This window comes from Pseudescherichia sp., assembly GCF_031979925.1.
In the GTDB taxonomy this organism is placed as follows: Bacteria; Pseudomonadota; Gammaproteobacteria; order Enterobacterales; family Enterobacteriaceae; genus Pseudescherichia.
In genome coordinates, this window is sequence record NZ_DALZFB010000007.1 from 1 (window position 1) to 20,975 (window position 20,975).

20 protein-coding genes are annotated in these 20,975 nt (G+C 58.4%); 19 read left to right on the forward strand and 1 reads right to left on the reverse strand.

Annotated elements, in window-relative coordinates:
* Positions 1-214: hypothetical protein (locus RTM13_RS13085; protein WP_312212434.1), on the forward strand; the 214-nt coding region annotated here is incomplete at its 5' end.
* A gap of 107 nt (positions 215-321) precedes the next feature.
* Here RTM13_RS13085 and queG read toward each other — a convergent pair.
* Positions 322-1,461 carry a tRNA epoxyqueuosine(34) reductase QueG gene (gene queG / locus RTM13_RS13090; RefSeq protein WP_312212435.1) on the reverse strand — a complete coding sequence of 380 codons (1,140 nt, stop codon included), beginning with the start codon at positions 1,459-1,461 and terminating at the stop codon, positions 322-324.
* Between queG and nnr the strand changes: the two genes are divergently transcribed.
* From nnr to RTM13_RS13180, 18 genes are all read left to right on the forward strand, one after another.
* Positions 1,460-2,998: a bifunctional ADP-dependent NAD(P)H-hydrate dehydratase/NAD(P)H-hydrate epimerase gene (gene nnr, locus RTM13_RS13095; protein ID WP_312212436.1), complete on the forward strand. Its 1,539-nt coding sequence runs from the start codon at positions 1,460-1,462 to the stop codon at positions 2,996-2,998. The genes queG and nnr overlap by 2 nt on opposite strands.
* Positions 2,991-3,446: a tRNA (adenosine(37)-N6)-threonylcarbamoyltransferase complex ATPase subunit type 1 TsaE gene (gene tsaE, locus RTM13_RS13100; protein ID WP_103818648.1), complete on the forward strand. Its 456-nt coding sequence runs from the start codon at positions 2,991-2,993 to the stop codon at positions 3,444-3,446. Before nnr ends, tsaE begins: the two co-directional genes overlap by 8 nt.
* A 43-nt stretch (positions 3,447-3,489) precedes the next feature.
* Positions 3,490-4,824 (forward strand): N-acetylmuramoyl-L-alanine amidase AmiB, encoded by a 1,335-nt coding sequence (gene amiB, locus RTM13_RS13105; RefSeq protein ID WP_312212437.1) that lies wholly within the window; start codon positions 3,490-3,492, stop codon positions 4,822-4,824.
* 9 nt (positions 4,825-4,833) lie between these two features.
* Entirely contained in the window at positions 4,834-6,705 is a 1,872-nt protein-coding gene (mutL, locus tag RTM13_RS13110; protein WP_312212438.1) for a DNA mismatch repair endonuclease MutL, read from the forward strand.
* Positions 6,698-7,648 carry a tRNA (adenosine(37)-N6)-dimethylallyltransferase MiaA gene (gene miaA / locus RTM13_RS13115; RefSeq protein WP_312212439.1) on the forward strand — a complete coding sequence of 317 codons (951 nt, stop codon included), beginning with the start codon at positions 6,698-6,700 and terminating at the stop codon, positions 7,646-7,648. The genes mutL and miaA overlap by 8 nt, the downstream gene beginning before the upstream one ends.
* Positions 7,649-7,744: 96 nt before the next feature.
* Positions 7,745-8,053 carry an RNA chaperone Hfq gene (gene hfq, locus RTM13_RS13120; RefSeq protein ID WP_042388550.1) on the forward strand — a complete coding sequence of 103 codons (309 nt, stop codon included), beginning with the start codon at positions 7,745-7,747 and terminating at the stop codon, positions 8,051-8,053.
* A 67-nt stretch (positions 8,054-8,120) separates the two neighbouring features.
* Positions 8,121-9,401 carry a ribosome rescue GTPase HflX gene (gene hflX / locus RTM13_RS13125; RefSeq protein WP_312212440.1) on the forward strand — a complete coding sequence of 427 codons (1,281 nt, stop codon included), beginning with the start codon at positions 8,121-8,123 and terminating at the stop codon, positions 9,399-9,401.
* 66 nt (positions 9,402-9,467) lie between these two features.
* Positions 9,468-10,727, forward strand: coding sequence for an FtsH protease activity modulator HflK (hflK, locus tag RTM13_RS13130; protein ID WP_312212441.1), 1,260 nt, complete (start codon positions 9,468-9,470; stop codon positions 10,725-10,727).
* A 2-nt stretch (positions 10,728-10,729) separates the two neighbouring features.
* Positions 10,730-11,734, forward strand: a complete 1,005-nt coding sequence (hflC, locus tag RTM13_RS13135) for a protease modulator HflC (protein WP_312212442.1) — start codon at positions 10,730-10,732, stop codon at positions 11,732-11,734.
* Between the two features lie 75 nt (positions 11,735-11,809).
* Complete coding sequence (locus RTM13_RS13140; RefSeq protein WP_312212443.1) at positions 11,810-12,007, forward strand: DUF2065 domain-containing protein; 198 nt, start codon at positions 11,810-11,812, stop codon at positions 12,005-12,007.
* Positions 12,008-12,109: 102 nt separating this feature from the next.
* Entirely contained in the window at positions 12,110-13,408 is a 1,299-nt protein-coding gene (locus RTM13_RS13145; RefSeq protein ID WP_312212444.1) for an adenylosuccinate synthase, read from the forward strand.
* Between the two features lie 165 nt (positions 13,409-13,573).
* Positions 13,574-13,999: a nitric oxide-sensing transcriptional repressor NsrR gene (gene nsrR, locus RTM13_RS13150; RefSeq protein WP_312212445.1), complete on the forward strand. Its 426-nt coding sequence runs from the start codon at positions 13,574-13,576 to the stop codon at positions 13,997-13,999.
* Between the two features lie 38 nt (positions 14,000-14,037).
* Positions 14,038-16,491 (forward strand): ribonuclease R, encoded by a 2,454-nt coding sequence (gene rnr / locus RTM13_RS13155; RefSeq protein ID WP_312212446.1) that lies wholly within the window; start codon positions 14,038-14,040, stop codon positions 16,489-16,491.
* A 162-nt stretch (positions 16,492-16,653) separates the two neighbouring features.
* The gene (locus RTM13_RS13160) at positions 16,654-17,655 is read left to right on the forward strand and encodes a D-cysteine desulfhydrase (RefSeq protein ID WP_312212447.1); all 1,002 of its coding nucleotides are present in this window, start codon (positions 16,654-16,656) and stop codon (positions 17,653-17,655) included.
* Positions 17,652-18,353, forward strand: a complete 702-nt coding sequence (locus tag RTM13_RS13165; protein WP_312212448.1) for an amino acid racemase — start codon at positions 17,652-17,654, stop codon at positions 18,351-18,353. Before RTM13_RS13160 ends, RTM13_RS13165 begins: the two co-directional genes overlap by 4 nt.
* A 29-nt stretch (positions 18,354-18,382) precedes the next feature.
* Positions 18,383-19,390 (forward strand): glycine betaine ABC transporter substrate-binding protein, encoded by a 1,008-nt coding sequence (locus tag RTM13_RS13170; protein ID WP_312212449.1) that lies wholly within the window; start codon positions 18,383-18,385, stop codon positions 19,388-19,390.
* Positions 19,387-20,157: an ABC transporter permease gene (locus RTM13_RS13175; protein ID WP_312212450.1), complete on the forward strand. Its 771-nt coding sequence runs from the start codon at positions 19,387-19,389 to the stop codon at positions 20,155-20,157. The genes RTM13_RS13170 and RTM13_RS13175 overlap by 4 nt, the downstream gene beginning before the upstream one ends.
* Complete coding sequence (locus RTM13_RS13180; protein WP_312212451.1) at positions 20,157-20,933, forward strand: ABC transporter ATP-binding protein; 777 nt, start codon at positions 20,157-20,159, stop codon at positions 20,931-20,933. Before RTM13_RS13175 ends, RTM13_RS13180 begins: the two co-directional genes overlap by 1 nt.
* Positions 20,934-20,975: the final 42 nt, after the last annotated feature.

Genomic DNA, 20,975 nt, shown 5'->3' on the forward strand with positions numbered 1-20,975 from the left:
ACGACCTTGCCAAGGTCGGGGTCGCGAGTTCGAGTCTCGTTTCCCGCTCCAAATTTTCTCTTCTGAATTAATTATCCACAGCGCAAGCGCCTGCTGGCATCGTTTTATTTCCGTGTTGTCATATTCTTGTAAACAGAGTTATCCACAAGGTTACCGCCGTCTCCCCCTGCGCTTAAATGTTAACAATGTAAATAATATCTTCTTAACTGACTGATTTTTAATGATGAAATATTATTACAGAATGTTAATGCGATCGCTTGACGAATTTTTCCGTGTTGAATCGCAATAGATTTTTATTTTTATGCACACCCTGTGGAAAGCTTAGGCGTCCCGCGGAAGTCCTTTTTCGATCACCCTGACCAGCCTTAACTTCTGCGGAAGCTGCACTTCAACCACGCAGGCATTTCGCTTCTCAATCTGCTGCGCAATCGCCCACTCTATGTGCTCATCAAGAAGTGGGTGCTCACCCCTGCGTTGCTCCAGCGCCCGGATATTGGCCTCATCCCAGGGGGCATTGCCCAGCGCGACTGCCACATTACGCAGCCAGCGCAGGTGACCGATGCGACGAATGGCCGACCCCTCTGTGACCTTCAAAAAATGCGCCTCGCTCCAGCCAAACAGCGCGATCAGTTCCGGGGCGTGCAGCGCCTTACGCGGGCTAAAATCCTCTTCGTCAGTAAGCTGCGAAAAACGGTTCCACGGGCAGATCAGCTGGCAGTCATCGCAGCCGTAGATGCGGTTGCCAATCAGCGGCCGGAACTCGGGGGGTATCGATCCTTCCAGCTCAATCGTCAGGTAGGAGATGCAGCGCCGGGCATCGACGGTATAGGGTTCAACGATTGCCCCGGTGGGGCAGATGGTCATGCAGGCCACGCACTTCCCGCAGTTCTCCTCAACAGGCTTGTCGACCGGCAAGGGGAGATCGATCAGCAGTTCGCCAAGGAAAAAGAACGAGCCCGCCTCGCGGTTAAGGATAAGTGAGTGCTTACCTGTCCATCCCAGGCCAGCTTTTTCCGCCAGCGGACGCTCAAGCAGCGGCGCGGAGTCAACAAAGGGTCTAAAATTCAGCGAAACGCAGTGCTGCTGGATAGTTTCACCCAGTTTTTTGAGGCGGTTGCGCAGGAGCTTGTGGTAATCACGGCCCAGGGCGTAACGGCTAACGTAACCGAGCGCAGGATTTTTTAGCGTGCTGGCAAAGGCGGCATTGGCCGGCAGGTAGTTCATGCGCACGCTGATTACTCGCAGCGTGCCGGGTAACAGCTCATGCGGCCGGGCGCGCATCATGCCGTGACGTGCCATCCATGCCATTTCGCCATGATACTGCTTATCCAGCCATGCCTGGAGTTTGGGTTCACTGGCGCTGAGATCGGTATCGGTAATGCCGACCTGTTGAAACCCCAGTTCGGTGCCCCACTGCTTAATGTTTTGCGCTAGCTGATTGAGATCGAGGGGCTGTGACATGACGGACCATACGTTGAAAAGTAGACTGAATAAAAACCGTACCACTATACCACACTCTGTCTGGCCTGCGCAGGCGCTGCGCGAGGCAGAAAAAGAGGCGGCGGATAGCTTGGGGATTACGCTGTTTGAACTGATGCTGCGGGCAGGAGAGGCGGCCTTTCGCGTCGCGCGCGCTGCTTATCCGCACTCGCGCCGCTGGCTGATCCTCTGCGGCCACGGTAATAACGGCGGCGACGGCTACGTGGTGGCGCGGCTGGCGAAGGCGGCGGGCATTGAGGTAACGCTGCTGGCCCTGGAGAGCGATAAACCCCTGCCGGAAGAGGCGGAGCAGGCGCGTACGGCCTGGCTGAACGCCGCCGGTGAGATCCATGCTGCGGATAGCAGCTGGCCGGAAGAGATCGATCTGATTATCGATGGTCTGTTGGGCACCGGCCTGACCGACGCCCCGCGTGAGCCAGCCGCGAGCCTTATTACACGTGCCAATGCGCACGCCGCGCCGGTTATCGCTCTTGATATCCCCTCCGGGCTGAATGCCCAGACCGGTACTACCCCTGGCGCGGTAATCAATGCCGCGCATACGGTGACCTTTATCGCCCTCAAGCCTGGCCTGCTTACCGGGAAAGCCCGCGATGTTACCGGCACGCTTCACCATAACGCGCTGGGGCTGGAGGGGTGGCTGGCAGCGCAGGCGATCGCTATTCACCGCCTGGAGGCGTCGCAGCTTGCTCAGTGGCTGCCGCCGCGCCGCCCTACATCGCATAAAGGTGATAATGGGCGGCTGGTGATTGTCGGCGGCGATCATGGCACCGCCGGGGCGATCCGTATGACCGGTGAGGCGGCGCTGCGTGCAGGGGCCGGGCTGGTACGCGTCCTGACGCGCGTTGAGAACATCGCCCCGCTGATCGCCGCCCGTCCGGAGCTGATGGTGCATGAGCTAACGGAAAAGCTGCTGGAGGAGAGCCTTGAATGGGCGGACGTGGTGGTGATCGGTCCCGGCCTTGGTCAGCAGGCGTGGGGCAAAAAGGCGCTACAAAAAATTGAGAATTTTCGTAAACCCATGCTGTGGGATGCGGACGCGCTTAACCTTCTGGCAATCAATCCCGATAAACGTCACAATCGCGTAATCACTCCGCACCCTGGCGAAGCTGCACGTCTGCTTAACTGTAACGTTGCAGAAATTGAAAGCGATCGCTTACTTTCTGCTCAGCGTCTGGTAAAACGTTACGGTGGCGTGGCCGTGCTGAAAGGCTCAGGCACCATCGTAGCGAGCGCAGACGACGAAATCGGCATCGTGGATGCCGGCAACGCCGGGATGGGCAGCGGAGGGATGGGAGACGTGCTCTCTGGTATCATTGGTGCCATGCTGGGGCAGAAGTTCTCTCTGTATGAGGCCGCCTGCGTGGGCTGTGTAGCGCACGGTGCGGCAGCTGACGACCGTGCGGCGCGTTATGGCACGCGCGGGATGCTGGCAACCGATCTTTTTTCTGCGCTAATGCGTGTTATTAACCCGGATGTGATTGACGTAGACCATGATTAATCGAGTGATCCCTCTGCCCGACGAGCAGGCAACCTTAACGCTGGGCGAGCGCGTCGCGCAGGCCTGCAACGGCGCAACCGTTATCTACCTGTACGGTGATTTAGGCGCGGGTAAAACAACCCTGAGCCGGGGCTTCCTGCAGGCGCTGGGTCATCAGGGGAACGTGAAAAGCCCAACCTACACGCTGGTTGAACCCTATACCCTCGATAAGCTGATGGTTTACCACTTTGACCTCTACCGCCTTGCCGATCCTGAAGAGCTGGAATTTATGGGCATTCGTGACTATTTTGCCAACGATGCCATCTGCCTCGTCGAGTGGCCGCAGCAGGGTTCGGGCGTGCTGCCCGATCCGGATATCGAAATCCATTTAGAGTACCAGGCCCAGGGGCGAGAGGCGCGCATTGCGGCCGTCTCCTCTGCGGGTGAGTCTTTACTGACGCGTTTGTAACTATGTATTTGTAACTACATATTTGTAACTACAGGATGACGGGATGATCAGTCGCGTAAAATGCTGGGCCCTGGCAGCACTGGTCGCGCTAAGCGCGCAGGCCACCGCTGCAAGTCTGTCGGATATTCAGGTCTCCAATGGCGATGACCAGGCCCGTATCACATTGAGTTTTATGGGAGATCCGGAGTATGCGTTTTCCCAAGAGGGCAAACGCAGCGTGGCGCTGGATATCAAACAGACCGGCGTGATTCAGGGCCTGCCGCTGCAGTTCAGCGGCAACAATCTGGTAAAGAGCATTCGCTCCGGGACGCCGAAAGATAATCAGTCGCTACGGCTGGTGGTCGATCTGACCGAAAACGGCAAAACCCGGGCAGTAAAACAGCAGAACGGTGCGAACTATACGGTGGTGTTTACCATTGATGCCGATGCGCCACCACCTCCGCCACCGCCACCGCCGGTAGTGGCGAAACGCGTCGAGACCCCGGCAGTTGCACCGCGACCTGCTGAGCCTGCGCGTAATCCGTTTAAAAAAGAAAATGACCGAGTGACCAGCGTCACCAGCAGCAATACCGTGACGCGTCCGGCCATGCGCGCCAGCTCTGCCTCGGGCGACAAGGTGATTATCGCGATTGACGCCGGACACGGCGGCCAGGATCCGGGCGCTATCGGACCCGGTGGCACGCGTGAGAAAAACATTACCCTCTCCGTGGCGCGTAAGCTGCGCACGCTGCTGAACAGCGATCCGATGTTTAAGGGCGTGCTGACCCGCGACGGCGACTACTTTATCTCAGTGATGGGCCGGTCTGACGTGGCGCGGAAACAAAACGCCAATTTCCTGGTCTCTATTCACGCCGACGCCGCGCCAAACCGCGACGCCACCGGCGCATCGGTGTGGGTTCTCTCCAACCGCCGCGCCAACAGCGAGATGGCGAGCTGGCTGGAGCAGCATGAGAAGCAGTCCGAGCTGCTGGGCGGGGCGGGTGACGTACTGGCGAACAGCCAGTCCGATCCCTACCTAAGCCAGGCGGTTCTCGATTTGCAGTTCGGCCATTCCCAGCGCGTCGGGTATGATGTCGCCACCAATATGCTCAGCCAGCTGTCGCGTATCGGCTCGCTGCACAAGCGCCGTCCGGAACACGCCAGCCTTGGCGTACTGCGTTCACCGGATATCCCGTCGGTGCTGGTAGAGACCGGGTTTATCAGCAACCGCAGCGAAGAGCGACTGCTGGACAGCGACGACTATCAGCAGCAGCTGGCGGAAGCCATCTACGCTGGACTGCAAAGCTACTTCCAGGCACATCCGATGCAGTCATCGCCGCAGAGCGGTGGTGCGCAGACAGCCAGCGCCGGATCGCCGGGGAACAGCTTTATTAATTAAGGAGATTTCATGCCGATTCAGGTCTTGCCGCCGCAGCTAGCGAACCAGATCGCCGCTGGCGAAGTGGTGGAACGCCCTGCGTCGGTGGTGAAAGAGCTGGTTGAGAACAGCCTTGATGCGGGCGCCACCCGCATCGATATCGACATTGAGCGCGGTGGGGCGAAGCTTATTCGCATTCGGGACAACGGCAGCGGCATCGGTAAAGATGAGCTGGCGTTGGCTCTGGCGCGCCATGCCACCAGCAAGATCGCCTCGCTGGACGATCTGGAGGCCATTGTCAGCCTGGGCTTTCGCGGCGAGGCGCTGGCCAGTATCAGCTCGGTGTCCCGGCTAACGCTGACCTCCCGCACCGCCGATCAGCCGGAGGCCTGGCAAGCCTATGCCGAAGGGCGGGATATGGACGTAACGGTGAAGCCCGCCGCCCATCCGCCGGGCACCACGCTTGAAGTGCTCGATCTCTTCTATAACACCCCCGCGCGCCGCAAGTTTATGCGCACTGAAAAGACCGAATTCGGTCATATCGACGAGGTGATCCGCCGCATCGCGCTGGCGCGCTTCGACGTTACGATCAATCTCAACCACAACGGGAAGATGGTGCGCCAGTACCGCGCCGTGCCGCCAGGCGGGCAGCGTGAGCGCCGCCTGGGGGCGATCTGCGGCCTGCCGTTTATGGAGCAAGCGCTGGCGATTGAGTGGCAGCACGGCGATTTAGCTATGCGTGGTTGGGTCGCCGATCCGAAAGCTACTACGGCGGCGCTGGCTGAGATCCAGTACAGCTACGTCAATGGGCGTATGATGCGCGACCGGCTGATAAACCACGCTATTCGCCAGGCCTGTGAAGACAAGCTGGGCGCAGATCAGCAGCCCGCGTTTGTGCTCTACCTTGAGATCGATCCGCACCAGGTTGACGTTAACGTCCACCCCGCCAAGCACGAGGTGCGCTTCCACCAGTCGCGGCTGGTGCATGACTTTATCTACCAGGGCGTTGCCAGCGTATTGCAGCAGCAGATTGCCGCTCCGCTGGCGCTGGCGGACGAACCCGCCCCGCGTCAGGTTCCTGAGAACCGCATCGCCGCCGGTAAAAACCAGTTCGCACAGCCGCCCGTGGCCCGTGAACCGGCCGCGCCGCGCTATGCTGAACCTGGCGCCGCGCCGCGCAGCCATGGCGGGGGATCGTCAAGTAGTACGGGCGGAGCAGGCTGGCCGAACGCCCAGCCAGGGTATCAAAAGCAGCAGGGCGCGCTCTACCGCAAGCTGCTGGAGACGCCGGATGCTGCCCCCGCGCCCAACGCGCCAAAAACCGCAGCGCCGCTGACCACCGCGCGCAGCCAGAGCTTTGGTCGCGTACTGACCATCGTTAATGACGACTGCGCGCTGCTGGATCGCGAGGGCCAGCTCTGTGTGCTGTCGTTGGTGGTGGCCGAACGCTGGCTCAAGCAGGCGCAGCTGTTACCGGTAGAGGGCACGCCATGCAGCCAGCCGCTGCTCATTCCGGTCCGGCTGAAGGTCTCGACTGACGAGCGGGCGGTCTTAACGCGGGCAACCGCTATGCTGAGCGAAATGGGCATTGAGTTTCAGTCGGATGCGCATCATGTGACCATTCGCGCAGTGCCTTTACCCTTACGGCAACAAAATTTACAAATCTTGATTCCTGACCTGATAGGCTACCTGGCGCAGCAGACGACCTTCAGCGTGGCAGAGAGCGCCCAGTGGATCGCCCGCCGTCTGAGCAGCGAGCGTCCGCAGTGGAATATCGCTCAGGCCGTGGCGCTGTTGGCCGACGTTGAGCGGCTTTGCCCGCATCTGGTAAACGCGCCGCCGGGCGGTTTGTTACAATGTGTTGATATCACCCCGGCGATGAATGCCCTGAAAGATGACTGACGTAAGTACGGCGAGCCTGCCTAAGGCAATTTTTTTAATGGGGCCAACCGCCTCCGGAAAGACCGCGCTAGCTATCGCGCTGCGTAAAGTTTTGCCAGTAGAGTTGATTAGCGTCGACTCTGCCCTTATCTATCAGGGGATGGATATCGGTACGGCGAAGCCAGATGCCCAGGAGCAGGCGGCTGCGCCCCATCGATTACTGGATATTCTCGATCCAGCCCAGGCGTACTCGGCGGCTGATTTTCGCCGTGATGCGCTGGCCCAGATGGCGGAGATTACCGCCGCTGGCCGGATCCCCCTGCTGGTGGGGGGGACTATGCTCTACTTTAAGGCGTTGCTTGAGGGCCTGTCACCGCTGCCCTCAGCGGATCCGGCAGTAAGAGCTAAAATTGAACAGATGGCGGCAGAGCAGGGGTGGGAAGCGCTGCACAAGCGGCTGGCAGAGGTAGATCCGCTAGCGAGTGCACGAATTCATCCTAACGACCCGCAAAGGCTTTCCCGGGCACTGGAAGTTTTTTTCATTTCGGGTAAAACTTTAACGGAACTGACGCAAACGTCAGGAGAAGCTCTGCCGTATCAGGTGCATCAGTTCGCCATCGCCCCGGCGAGCCGTGAACTGCTCCATCAACGAATTGAGCAGCGTTTTCATCAGATGTTGGCTTCAGGTTTTGAAGCAGAAGTGCGGGCGCTTTTTGCTCGTGGAGATTTGCATACGGACATGCCTTCCGTTCGTTGTGTGGGATACCGCCAGATGTGGTCATACCTTGAAGGCGAGATCTCATATGAGGAAATGGTTTATCGAGGTGTTTGCGCGACGAGACAGTTAGCGAAACGCCAGATAACCTGGCTTCGCGGTTGGGAGGGCGTTCACTGGTTAGACAGTGAAAAGCCGGAACAGGCGCGAAATGAAGTATTACAGGTTATTGGTGCTAACGCAGACTGAATGTGTACAATTACATCGGATCGTGCGCAAAATTTTACGCAGTTTTCAGGACCTTCGGGTTCAAAGTACAAAACAAGCATATAAGGAAAAGATAGAATGGCTAAGGGGCAATCTTTACAAGACCCGTTTCTGAACGCGCTGCGTCGGGAACGCGTTCCGGTTTCTATTTATTTGGTGAATGGTATTAAGCTGCAAGGTCAAATTGAGTCTTTCGATCAGTTCGTGATCCTGTTGAAAAACACGGTCAGCCAGATGGTCTATAAGCACGCAATTTCTACTGTTGTCCCGTCGCGTCCGGTTTCTCATCACAGCAACAACACCGGTGGCGGCACCAGTAACTATCACCATAGCAGCAACGCGCAGGGTTCTTCTGCATCACAACAGGACAGCGAAGAGACCGAATAAGGTCATTTGCTGTTTTCCATGTCGGGGAGCCAGGTGTTCCCCGCTGGTATTCTAAGAGGGTTTACGCTTGTTTGACCGTTATGATGCCGGTGAGCAGGCGGTGCTGGTACACATCTATTTTTCGCAAGACAAAGATATGGAAGATCTCCAGGAGTTTGAATCCCTGGTCTCTTCAGCTGGCGTCGACGCAATGCAGGTGATTACCGGTAGCCGTAAAGCACCGCACCCCAAATATTTTGTTGGTGAAGGTAAGGCAGTTGAAATAGCGGACGCCGTAAAAGCATCGGGTGCATCGGTTGTGCTTTTTGATCATGCCCTAACCCCAGCCCAGGAACGAAACCTGGAGCGACTGTGCGAGTGTCGTGTTATCGATCGCACCGGTCTGATTTTAGACATTTTTGCCCAACGTGCACGTACCCATGAGGGGAAACTGCAGGTTGAGCTGGCGCAGCTGCGCCATCTGGCCACGCGTCTGGTGCGCGGCTGGACCCACCTTGAGCGTCAGAAGGGCGGGATTGGTTTACGCGGTCCGGGTGAAACCCAGCTCGAAACCGACCGTCGTTTACTGCGTAACCGTATCACCCTGATCCTCTCGCGCCTTGAGCGCGTTAGCAAACAGCGCGAGCAGGGGCGTCGGTCACGCGCGAAAGCGGATATCCCCACGGTATCGCTGGTCGGCTATACCAACGCCGGTAAATCGACGCTGTTTAACCAGATCACTGAAGCGCAGGTCTACGCTGCGGACCAGCTGTTTGCCACGCTGGATCCGACCCTGCGCCGCATTGACGTCGCCGATGTCGGCGAGACCGTGCTGGCAGATACGGTAGGTTTTATCCGCCATCTGCCACACGACCTGGTGGCTGCCTTTAAGGCGACCCTGCAGGAGACGCGCCAGGCCACGCTGCTGCTGCACGTGATCGATGCCGCCGATCTTCGCGTCCAGGAAAACATTGAGGCGGTGAATACCGTTCTCGAAGAGATCGACGCTCATGAGATCCCGACCCTGCTGGTGATGAACAAGATCGATATGCTCGACGAGTTCGAACCGCGTATCGACAGGGACGATGAAAACAGACCGATTCGGGTTTGGCTGTCTGCGCAAACCGGGGTGGGTGTACCACTGTTATTTCAGGCGCTAACCGAGCGTCTCTCCGGGGAGGTAGCCCAGCATACGCTGAACCTGCCTCCGCAGGAGGGGCGGCTAAGAAGCCGATTTTATCAGCTTCAGGCGATAGAAAAAGAGTGGACGGAGGAGGACGGCAGCCTGGGTCTGCAAGTTCGTCTGCCGATTGTTGAATGGCGTCGCCTCTGTAAACAAGAACCTGCATTGGTTGACTACGTAGTCTGACCTGGCGGCTTGCCTGAAGACTTTTCCCCTCCAGGGGATAACGAATAACAAATATGGAGCACATACATGGCGTGGAACCAGCCCGGTAATAACGGACAAGACCGCGACCCGTGGGGAAGCAGCAATAATCAAGGCGGCAACTCTGGGGGAAATGGAAATAAAGGCGGTCGCGATCAGGGGCCTCCTGATTTAGATGATATCTTCCGCAAGCTGAGCAAGAAACTGGGCGGCTTTGGCGGTGGAAAAGGAACCGGATCGGGCGGCGGCAGCTCCGCACCCGGCCCACGCAGCCGCATGGGCGGCCGCATTGTCACCATCGCGGCGGCGGCGGTCGTTATTATCTGGGCGGCCAGCGGTTTCTACACCATTAAAGAGGCGGAGCGCGGCGTCGTAACCCGTTTCGGTAAGTTCAGCCATCTGGTAGAGCCAGGCCTGAACTGGAAACCGACCTTTATTGATGACGTCACGGCGGTAAACGTTGAGTCGGTACGCGAGCTGGCAGCCTCTGGCGTCATGCTGACCTCTGACGAGAACGTGGTCCGCGTTGAGATGAACGTTCAGTATCGCGTGACCAATCCTGAGCGCTACCTGTTTAGCGTAACCAGCGCCGATAACAGCCTGCGCCAGGCAACCGACAGCGCCCTGCGCGGCGTAATCGGTAAATACACTATGGACCGTATCCTGACCGAAGGTCGTACCGTTATTCGTAGCGATACCCAGCGTGAACTGGAAGAGACCATTCGTCCGTACAACATGGGTATTACCCTGCTGGACGTCAACTTCCAGGCCGCACGTCCGCCGGAAGCGGTGCAGGCCGCATTTGACGATGCCATTGCCGCCCGTGAGAACGAGCAGCAGTCCATTCGTGAAGCTGAAGCCTACGCTAACGAAGTTCAGCCGCGGGCAAATGGCCAGGCGCAGCGTATCCTTGAGGAAGCGCGTGCCTACCGGACCCAGACAATCCTGGAAGCGCAGGGTGAAGTGGCGCGCTTTGCCAAGATCCTGCCGGAATATAAGGCTGCTCCGGAGATTACCCGCGAGCGTCTCTATATCGAAACCATGGAAAAAGTGCTGAGCCATACCCGCAAGGTATTGGTTAACGATAAAGGCGGCAACCTGATGGTTCTGCCGCTGGATCAGATGCTGAAAGGCGGCGCGCCTGCGGCAAAGAGCGATACCAGCGGGGCGAATAACCTGCTGCGCTTGCCGCCTGCGTCAAACACCAACAGCAGCACCAGTAACGCACCGTCTGCTGGCCAGGGTGACATCATGGACCAACGCCGTGCGAACGCACAGCGTAACGACTACCAGCGTCAGGGGGAATAACGATGCGTAAGTCTGTAATTGCGATAATTATCATCGTGCTGGTAGTGCTCTACACCTCAATCTTTGTAGTGAAAGAGGGCGAGCGCGGTATTACGCTGCGCTTCGGTAAAGTGCTGCGTGACGATGAGAACAAACCACTGGTCTTTACGCCGGGCCTGCACTTTAAGCTGCCGTTTATTGAGACCGTGAAGACGCTGGATGCCCGTATCCAGACCATGGACAACCAGGCCGATCGCTTTGTCACCAAAGAGAAGAAAGACCTGATTGTTGACTCCTATATCAAGTGGCGCATCAGCGACTTCAGCCGCTACTACCTGGCAACCGGCGGCGGTGACGTCTCCCAGGCCGAAGTGCTGTTGAAACGTAAGTTCTCTGACCGCCTGCGTTCTGAGATTGGCCGTCTTGACGTTAAGGACATCGTGACCGACTCCCGTGGCCGACTGACACATGAGGTTCGCGACGCGCTGAACTCTGGCTCTGCCGGCACGGAAGATGAAGTGGCAACGCCTGCGGCGGATGACGAAATTGCTAAAGCAGCCGAGCGCATTACGGCGGAAACGAACGGCAAGGTGCCAGTCGTGAACCCGAACAGTATGGCCGCGCTGGGTATCGAAGTGGTGGATGTGCGTATCAAGCAGATCAACCTGCCAAGCGAAGTCTCTGAGGCGATCTACAACCGTATGCGCGCCGAGCGTGAAGCGGTTGCCCGTCGCCACCGTTCACAGGGTCAGGAAGCCGCAGAAAAACTGCGCGCAACGTCGGATTACGAAGTGACTAAAACCCTGGCGGAAGCCGAACGTGAAGGACGTATCCTGCGCGGTGAAGGTGATGCCGAAGCGGCTAAGCTGTTTGCCGACGCGTTCAGCCAGGATCCGGACTTCTACGCCTTTATCCGTAGCCTGCGCGCCTATGAGAGCAGCTTCCAGAGCAATCAGGACGTGATGGTACTCAGCCCGGACAGCGACTTCTTCCGCTACATGAAGACGCCGGGAACGGTTACTCGCTAACTCCGTAGTCGTCACTACGCTAATCAAACCACCGTCATCCTCAGGAGGCGGTGGTTTTCTTTTGAAGGAAGCATAATGAACTCCACCATTTGGTTGGCGCTGGCCTTAGTATTGGTGCTGGAAGGGCTGGGTCCCATGCTCTATCCGCGTCTGTGGCGACGTATGATCGCCTCGCTTGCGCTGCTGCCGGATACTATTTTACGTCGTTTTGGCGGGGGATTAGTGGTTGCCGGAGTCTTGATCTACTATATGTTGAGGAAAACGATTGGCTAGAGAAATAGCACGCAGATTGGCCAAAATTTGCCGACAAAAAGTGCTGATTATCAGAAAAAGCGATGGTAGAATCCTTTTTTAAGCAAACGGTGATTTTGAAAAATGGGTAACAACGTCGTCGTACTGGGCACCCAATGGGGTGACGAAGGCAAAGGTAAGATCGTCGATCTCCTTACTGAACGTGCTAAATATGTGGTTCGCTATCAGGGCGGTCACAATGCAGGCCACACTCTCGTAATCAACGGTGAAAAAACCGTCCTCCACCTTATTCCATCAGGCATTCTGCGTGACAATGTGACCAGCATCATCGGTAACGGTGTAGTGCTCTCTCCTGCTGCGCTGATGAAAGAGATGAAAGGCCTGGAAGAGCGTGGTATTCCGGTACGCGAACGTCTGCTGCTCTCCGAAGCTTGCCCGCTGATCCTCGACTATCACGTCGCGCTGGACGTGGCGCGTGAAAAAGCGCGCGGCGCGAAAGCGATCGGCACCACCGGTCGTGGTATCGGCCCGGCTTACGAAGATAAAGTGGCCCGTCGCGGCCTGCGCGTTGGCGACCTGTTTGACAAAGAGACCTTTGCTACCAAGCTGAAAGAGGTGATGGAATATCACAACTTCCAGCTGGTGAACTTCTACAAAGCAGACGCCGTTGACTACCAGAAAGTGCTGGACGATGTGATGGCGGTAGCCGACATCCTGACCGGCATGGTGGTTGACGTTTCCGATCTGCTGGACCAGGCGCGCAAGCGTGGCGATTTCGTCATGTTTGAAGGTGCGCAGGGTACGCTGCTGGATATCGACCACGGTACCTATCCGTACGTGACCTCCTCCAACACCACCGCTGGTGGCGTGGCGACCGGCTCTGGCCTGGGTCCGCGCTACGTGGACTACGTGCTGGGGATCATCAAAGCCTACTCCACCCGCGTGGGCGCAGGTCCGTTCCCGACCGAGCTGTTCGATGAAACCGGCGAGTTCCTCTGCAAGCAGGGTAACGAGTTTGGCGCGACCACCGGGCGTCGTCGTCGTACCGGCTGGCTGGATATCGTTGCGATCCGTCGTGCAGTGCAGATCAACTCCCTGTCCGGCTTCTGCCTGACCAAGCTGGACGTGCTGGACGGCCTGAAAGAGGTGAAAATCTGCGTCGGTTACCGCATGCCGGACGGTCGCGAAGTGACTACCACGCCGTTGGCCGCTGACGACTGGGAAGGTATCGAGCCGATCTACGAAACCATGCCGGGCTGGTCTGAAACCACCTTCGGCGTGAAAGAGCGCAGCGGCCTGCCGCAGACAGCGCTGGACTATATCAAGCGCATCGAAGAGCTGACCGAGGTGCCGATTGATATTATCTCTACCGGCCCTGACCGTTCTGAGACGATGATCCTGCGCGATCCGTTTGACGCGTAATGTGATGTGACTTTGCCCGGCGGCGCTCTGCTAGCCGGGCCTACGTACCCTCTTTTGCCTCCTCTGTTCAAATAAATTAGCTGCCTACCTTCATCGCGAGTTATTTAAGGTATAGTTAGTGTCATTGCGGCTATCCCGCGTTTTTCCTTTTATCCTGAGGTTGATGTGCAGTTAACGAGTTTCACCGATTACGGATTGCGTGCCCTGATCTATATGGCGTCGCTACCGGAAGGGCGAATGACCAATATCTCTGAAGTGACGGCAGTGTACGGGGTCTCCCGCAACCACATGGTCAAAATAATCAATCAGCTCAGCCGGGCGGGCTACGTCGCGGCGGTCAGAGGGAAAAACGGCGGCATTCGTTTAGGCAAACCTGCTAATACCATTCGCATTGGTGACGTGGTGCGCGAGCTGGAACCTCTTGCGCTGGTGAACTGCAGCAGCGCATTTTGCCATATAACCCCTGCCTGCCGCCTGAAGCAGGCACTCTCTAAGGCCGTGGACAGTTTTCTGATGGAACTTGATCGCTACACGCTGGCCGATTTGGTTGAAGAGAATCAACCGCTGTATAAATTATTACTGGTGGAGTAAGAGAACGCTCTGCCAGAGCTGACAACGGAGGAACCGCTATGTCACATGATCCTTTCCAGGAGCGCGAAGCTGAGAAGTACGCGAACCCTATTCCCAGCCGCGAGTTCATTCTCGATCACTTATCAAAACGCGAAAAACCGGCTAATCGCGAAGAACTGGCGCAGGAACTCAATATTGAAGGCGAGGAGCAGCTGGAAGGGCTGCGCCGTCGCCTGCGCGCCATGGAGCGTGACGGGCAGCTGGTCTTTACCCGCCGCCAGTGTTACGCCCTGCCGGAACGTCTCGACCTGCTCAAAGGGATAGTCATTGGCCATCGCGACGGCTATGGCTTCCTGCGCGTCGAAGGCCGCAAAGATGACCTTTACCTCTCCAGCGAGCAGATGAAAACTTGCATCCACGGCGATCAGGTACTGGCCCAGCCGCTCGGCTCGGATCGTAAAGGACGTCGCGAAGCACGTATCGTGCGCGTGCTGGTGCCAAAAACCGGCCAGATCGTCGGCCGCTACTTTACCGACGCAGGCGTAGGCTTTGTGGTGCCAGACGACAGCCGCATGAGCTTCGATATCCTTATCCCGCCGGAAGAGATTATGGGTGCGCGGATGGGCTTCGTGGTGGTGGTGGAACTCACCCAGCGCCCGACGCGACGTACCAAAGCCATCGGTAAGATCGTTGAGGTACTCGGCGATAATATGGGTACCGGCATGGCGGTTGACATGGCCCTGCGCACCCACGAGATCCCCTACGTCTGGCCGCCTGCCGTTGAGCAGGAAGTCAGCGGCCTGAAGGAGGAGGTCCCGGAGGAGGCGAAAGTCGGACGTGTCGATCTGCGTAACCTGCCGCTGGTCACCATTGATGGGGAAGACGCCCGTGACTTTGATGACGCGGTCTACTGCGAGAAAAAACGCGGCGGCGGCTGGCGTCTGTGGGTAGCCATTGCTGACGTAAGCTACTACGTTCGCCCAGGCACCGCTTTGGATGACGAAGCGCGCAGCCGGGGTACCTCGGTCTACTTCCCGTCGCAGGTCGTACCGATGCTGCCGGAAGTGCTCTCCAACGGCCTCTGCTCCCTCAACCCGCAGGTTGACCGTCTCTGTATGGTCTGTGAGATGACTATCTCGGCGAAAGGGCGCTTAACCGGCTATAAATTCTACGAAGCGGTGATGAGCTCCCATGCACGCCTGACCTATACCAAGGTGTGGCATATGCTGGAGGGCGACCAGGAGCTGCGTGAGCAGTATGCGCCGCTGGTGAAGCACATTGAAGAGCTGCATACCCTCTATAAAACGCTGAACCAGGCGCGAGAAGAGCGCGGCGGTATCTCCTTTGAGAGCGAAGAGGCGAAGTTTATCTTCAACGCCGAGCGCCGCATTGAGCGCATCGAGCTGACCGAGCGTAACGACGCCCACAAGCTGATTGAAGAGTGCATGATCCTCGCCAACATCTCTGCCGCCCGCTTTGTCGAGAAGGCAGAAGAACCTGCGCTGTTCCGTATTCACGACCGCCCGACCACCGAAGCCATTACCTCGTTCCGCTCGGTGCTGGCCGAGCTGGGTCTGGAGCTGCCAGGCGGCAACAAGCCGGAGCCGAGGGACTACGCCGCGCTGCTGGAGTCCATCGCCGATCGTCCCGACCATGAGATGTTGCAGACCATGCTGCTGCGCTCCATGAAGCAGGCGATCTACGATCCGGAGAACCGTGGCCACTTTGGCCTCGCGCTACAGTCGTACGCCCACTTTACTTCGCCGATCCGCCGCTACCCGGATCTCTCCCTGCACCGCGCCATCAAGTACCTCGTCGCGAAAGAGCAGGGGCTTAAGGGTAACAGCACGCCATCGGGCGGCTGGCACTATCCGATGGAAGCGGTTCTACAGCTGGGGCAGCACTGTTCGATGGCCGAACGTCGTGCCGACGAAGCGACCCGCGACGTTGCCGACTGGCTGAAGTGCGACTTCATGCAGGATCACGTGGGCAGTAACTTCCAGGGTGTGATCGCCAGCGTCACCGGCTTCGGCTTCTTTGTGCGCCTGAACGAGCTGTTTATCGATGGTCTGGTGCACGTCTCCTCGCTGGATAACGACTACTATCGTTTCGATCAGATCGGTCAGCGCCTGATTGGCGAATCCAGCGGCCAGACCTACCGTCTGGGCGATCGCGTTGAAGTACGCGTCGAAGCGGTGAACATGGACGATCGCAAAATCGACTTTGCCCTGATCTCCAGCGAACGTGCTCCGCGCAACGTCGGCAAGACCGAACGCGAACGCGCTAAAAAGGGTGCTGCGGGTAAACCCAGCGGCCGCCGTCGCCAGGTCGGTAAAAAAGGTAACTTTGAGCCGGACAGCGAGTTCCGCCGTGATAAAGGCAAAGGCAAAAGAAAAGGCACCGACGGCGCACAGCCGAAGGTGAAGAAAGAGAAAGCCCCGTCGGCGAAGACGCAAAAAATAGCCGCCGCAACGAAAGCAAAGCGCGCGGCCAAAAAGAAAAACGCTGAGTAAAATTATTAATCCCCTTTATTCGTAAAGGGGATTTTTTATTTCTGCCGTTAGCTAATTTCCGGCAATCGATATTTTTTATTTGTCCTTAGCCCGAAAGCCCGCCTGTGTATAGTAGCTGCATAATTGTTAAATATCTGATGCGTTAATTCGCAAGGAGCTATTATGCATCTGGCACGTTTCCCACGAATTTCACTGGGCCATTTTCCGACCCCGCTTGAACCTTTAGAAAATCTCTCAGCCTTGCTGGGCGGGCCGAAAATATGGATTAAGCGCGACGATGCAACCGGCCTTGCTACCGGCGGAAATAAGACCCGTAAGCTTGAATTCCTGCTGGCCGATGCGCAGCAGCAGGGCGCTGACGTGATTATTACCCAGGGCGCAACCCAGTCCAACCACGTGCGGCAGACCATCGCCGGCGCGGCAAAGCTCGGCCTGCCTGCCAAAGTGCTGCTGGAGAAGCGGGTCACCGACTTTGGCGAAGATTATCAGCGCTCCGGCAACGTGTTGCTGGATGAGCTGCTCGGCGGGGAGATCGTCGCTCACCTGCCGGGCGGTACTGACATGCAGCAGGCCATGGATATCTACGCCAGCGAGCTGCGCGAGAAGGGCCACCGCCCCTACGTTATCCCTGGCGGCGGCTCTAACCCCATCGGCGCGCTGGGCTACGTTGCCTGCGCCGAAGAGCTGCTCTATCAATCCTCTCAGCTGCGGCTGCGTATCGATCATGTGGTCCACGCCACCGGGAGCACCGGCACTCAGGCCGGGCTGGTCGCGGGCTTCCACGCCACCCACAGCCACGTTCCGGTGCTGGGCATCAGCGTGCGTGTGCCGAAGGCGAAGCAGGAGGAGAACGTCTGGAATCTGGCCTCCCGCACCCTTGAGCTACTGGGCGTAGCGGGCGAGCTGCCGCGTGACGCCGTGGTGGCTAATAGCGATTACGTTGGTGAAGGCTACGGCCTGCCGACCGAAGGCATGCTGGAGGCGCTGCGCCTGCTGGCGCGTCACGAGGGTATCCTGCTGGATCCGGTCTACTCTGGCAAAGGTTTTGCCGGGCTGGTGGATCTGATCCGCAAAGGCCACTTCCGCAAAGATGAGAACGTGGTGTTCATCCACACCGGCGGCTCCGCCGGGCTGTTTGGCTATCGCCAGGTGCTGGAAAAATGAAACCGTTTTTGTTAGGCGTTCTCGGCGGCATGGGGCCGTTGGCGACGGTCGACTTTATGGCGAAGCTGCTGGCAGCGACGCCTGCGACCAGCGATCAGCAACAGATCCCGGTCGTTGCCTGGAACGTTCCGCAGATTGCCGATCGGCAGAAGGCGCTGGCCGGGCTTGGCCCGTCGCCGCTGCCGCAGCTGCTGAACGGGATCGAAAAGCTCAACGCCGCCGGGGCGAGCCATATTGCGATCCCCTGCAATACGGCTCACCACTGGTATGACGCCCTAAGCCGCGCCAGCGATGCGCCGATCCTGCATATCGTTGAGGCGACCCTCGGGCGTATCGCTGAGCGCGCGCCGACGCGCGTCGGGGTTATCGCGACCCACGGCACGCTGGCGGCGGGCCGGTTCCAACAGGGGCTGGAACGCCTTAACGTTACGCCAGTGCTGCCCACCGGGCAGGAGCTGGAGAGCTGGTTTGTTCCCGGCTGCTACGCGGTCAAGCGCGGTGCGCTGCGCGAGGGCGGCGAGCTGCTCTCTCTTCAGGCCCAGGCGCTGGTTGAGCGGGGCGCGGAAACGCTCATTCTTGCCTGCACCGAAGTGCCGGTGGCGCTGGACGCCATTGACTCCCCCTTTCTTGCTCACGCCATCGATCCTGCCCAGGCGCTGGCGGAGCGATGTTCGGCCCTCTGGCAGGAATATCGTTAATCTCTTCACTCTCTAACAGGATAAATAAAATGAAAAAAAGTCTCTGCTTATTACTGGCAGCGGGTAGCTTGTGGACAAATATGACCTGGGCCGCCTCACCGGAAGAAGTACGTGTCGCCTATAGCGGCGGTTCGCAGGTATTAATGCTGGCGAAAGCCGACGGCTCGCTGGATAAAGCGTTAAACAGCAAAGTGAAATGGGTGCAGTTTGCTTCCGGTGCGGATGCGCTGAGCTATTTCGCCAGCAACGCCATCGATATTGCTAATTTTGGATCCAGTCCGGCTACCGCGGGCGTGGTGCGTAAATTACCTGTAGAGATTATTGGCGTCTCCGGGGTGATTGCCAGCTACGAGCGCTTAATTGGCAAAGACGGCATTAATAACATTAAGGATATCGAAGGGAAACGCGTGGCCTATCCGCCAAACTCTACCGCGCAGTACGCGCTGGAGGCGGCGATCAGCGTTAATAAACTCGACCGCAGCAAAATTACCCTGCTGCCGCTGCGTCCGGCTGAGATGGTCGCCGCGTGGAAGCGGGGCGATATTGATGCAGGCTACGTCTGGGCGCCGTTTGCCCAGGAGCTGGAGTCCTCCGGCGGTCATCAGGTCTTTGCCACCAAGGATCTGCAGAAAGATGGCTACCTGATCTACAACAACTACGTGGTGCGTAAGGCCTTCGCCGAACAGTATCCGGAAACCGTCAGCGCCTTCCTGCGCGTGCATCAGGAGAAGGTCAACGAGTTCAAGAAGGATTCTGAGCGTGCGGCAGCCATCGTGGCAAAAGAGGTGGGCGCACCGGTGACTACCGCAGCTAACACCCTCGGCGGTCTGGAGTACCCCACCCTGGCGGAGCAGGGCACGGCGGCATGGCTGGGCAACGGTACCCAGACTACCGACAGCGGTATCGGCAAGGCGCTGAGCAAAACCTCCAGCTTCCTCGCCGGCATTGGCGAGATCCGCAAGCGTGATATCCCGGCGAACTGGGATACGGCCATCAACTCCGAATACATTCGTAAAGCGGCGGTAGCAACGCAATGAGATTGAGTCAGCACATCGCCATCAGCGTTGCCTCGGTGGCGATCTTTTTTGTGATTTGGCAGGTGGCGGCCACCCGGCAGTGGGTGGATCCGCTTCTGCTGCCGTCGTTAACCGATATCGGTTTAACCACGGAAGAGCTGCTGGCGGACGGCTACCGCCAGGTGCCGCTCTGGGAGCACGTGATGGTGAGCCTGGCCAGGGCGCTGAGCGCCTTCGCCGTGGCGATTGTGATTGGTATCCCGCTCGGGCTGCTGATGGGGCTCTCCAACGGCCTGTCGGCGGTGCTGAACCCCTTCGTTCAGTTCCTGCGCCCGCTGCCGAAGATTGCCCTGATCCCGCTGGCGGTGGTGTGGCTTGGCATCGGCGAAGCCTCAAAGTTCTTCCTGATCTTCATCGCTACCTTCCTGAGCGTGGTGGTGGGGGCCAGCGCGGCGGTTGAGCGCATCGGCCGGTCACGCATCCGCGTCGCCCAGACGCTGGGGGCGACAAAAAGGCAGATCTTTCTGCGCGTGGTGCTGCCGGACGCGCTACCGGAGCTGTTTACCACCGTCAGGCTGTCGCTTGGCATCGGCTGGACTTCGCTCATCGCGGCGGAGATGGTGGCCGCCAGTTCCGGCCTCGGCTGGATGGTGATCAACGCCAGCTCCTACCTGCGTACCGATATTGTCATGCTGGGCATTCTGTTGCTCGGCGGGATTGGCTATCTGCTGGATCTCCTTCTTTTAGGCCTGCAACGCCTGTTTGTGCCCTGGGCGGGGAAAGAATAATGGCTGTACAGATTGCGCTGGAGAACGTCTCTCTCCAGTTTGCGGCAAAACCGCACCCTTTTACCGTGCTGGACGATATCTCCCTTGCCCTTCAGAAGGGGGAGTTTGTGGTGCTGCTAGGGCCGTCGGGCTGCGGCAAATCCACCATCCTCAACCTGGTGGCTGGCTTTAACCAGCCCGACAGCGGGCGTGTGCTCTGCGGCGGGGAACCGGTGCGCCAGCCCGGCCCGTCGCGAGGAATGATCTTCCAGCAGCCAAACCTGTTTCCGTGGCTGTCGGTGCTGGATAACGTCACCTTTGGCCCACGCCTTAGCAAGCATAACCGCGACGAGGTCAACGCTCAGGCGCGGGAGTGGCTGGCGCGCGTTGGGCTGAGGGGCTTCGAAAATCACGCTCCGTGGCAGCTCTCCGGCGGTATGAAGCAGCGCGTGGCGCTGGCTCGCGCCTGGCTACCCGGACCTGAGGTGCTGCTGCTCGACGAGCCGTTTGGTGCACTGGACGCTCAGACGCGCCTGATGATGCAGGAGCTGCTGCGCAACGCCTGGCTGGCAACCGAGACTACGCTACTCTTCGTCACCCACGACGTAGAAGAGGCGCTGTTCCTCGCCGATCGTATCCTGATCATGTCGGCAAAACCGGGAAAAATCGTTGAAGAGGTGACGCTGCCGTTTGGTCGCGAACGCGATATTGAAAATCTGGCGGCACACCCGCTGTATGGCGAGATCAAGCAGCACGTTCTGCACCGCGTCCGCCAGGAGGCAAAGCGCCATTTTTAGTTAATCCGTGGTTCCCGGTGTCGGGAATGAATCGACTGTCAT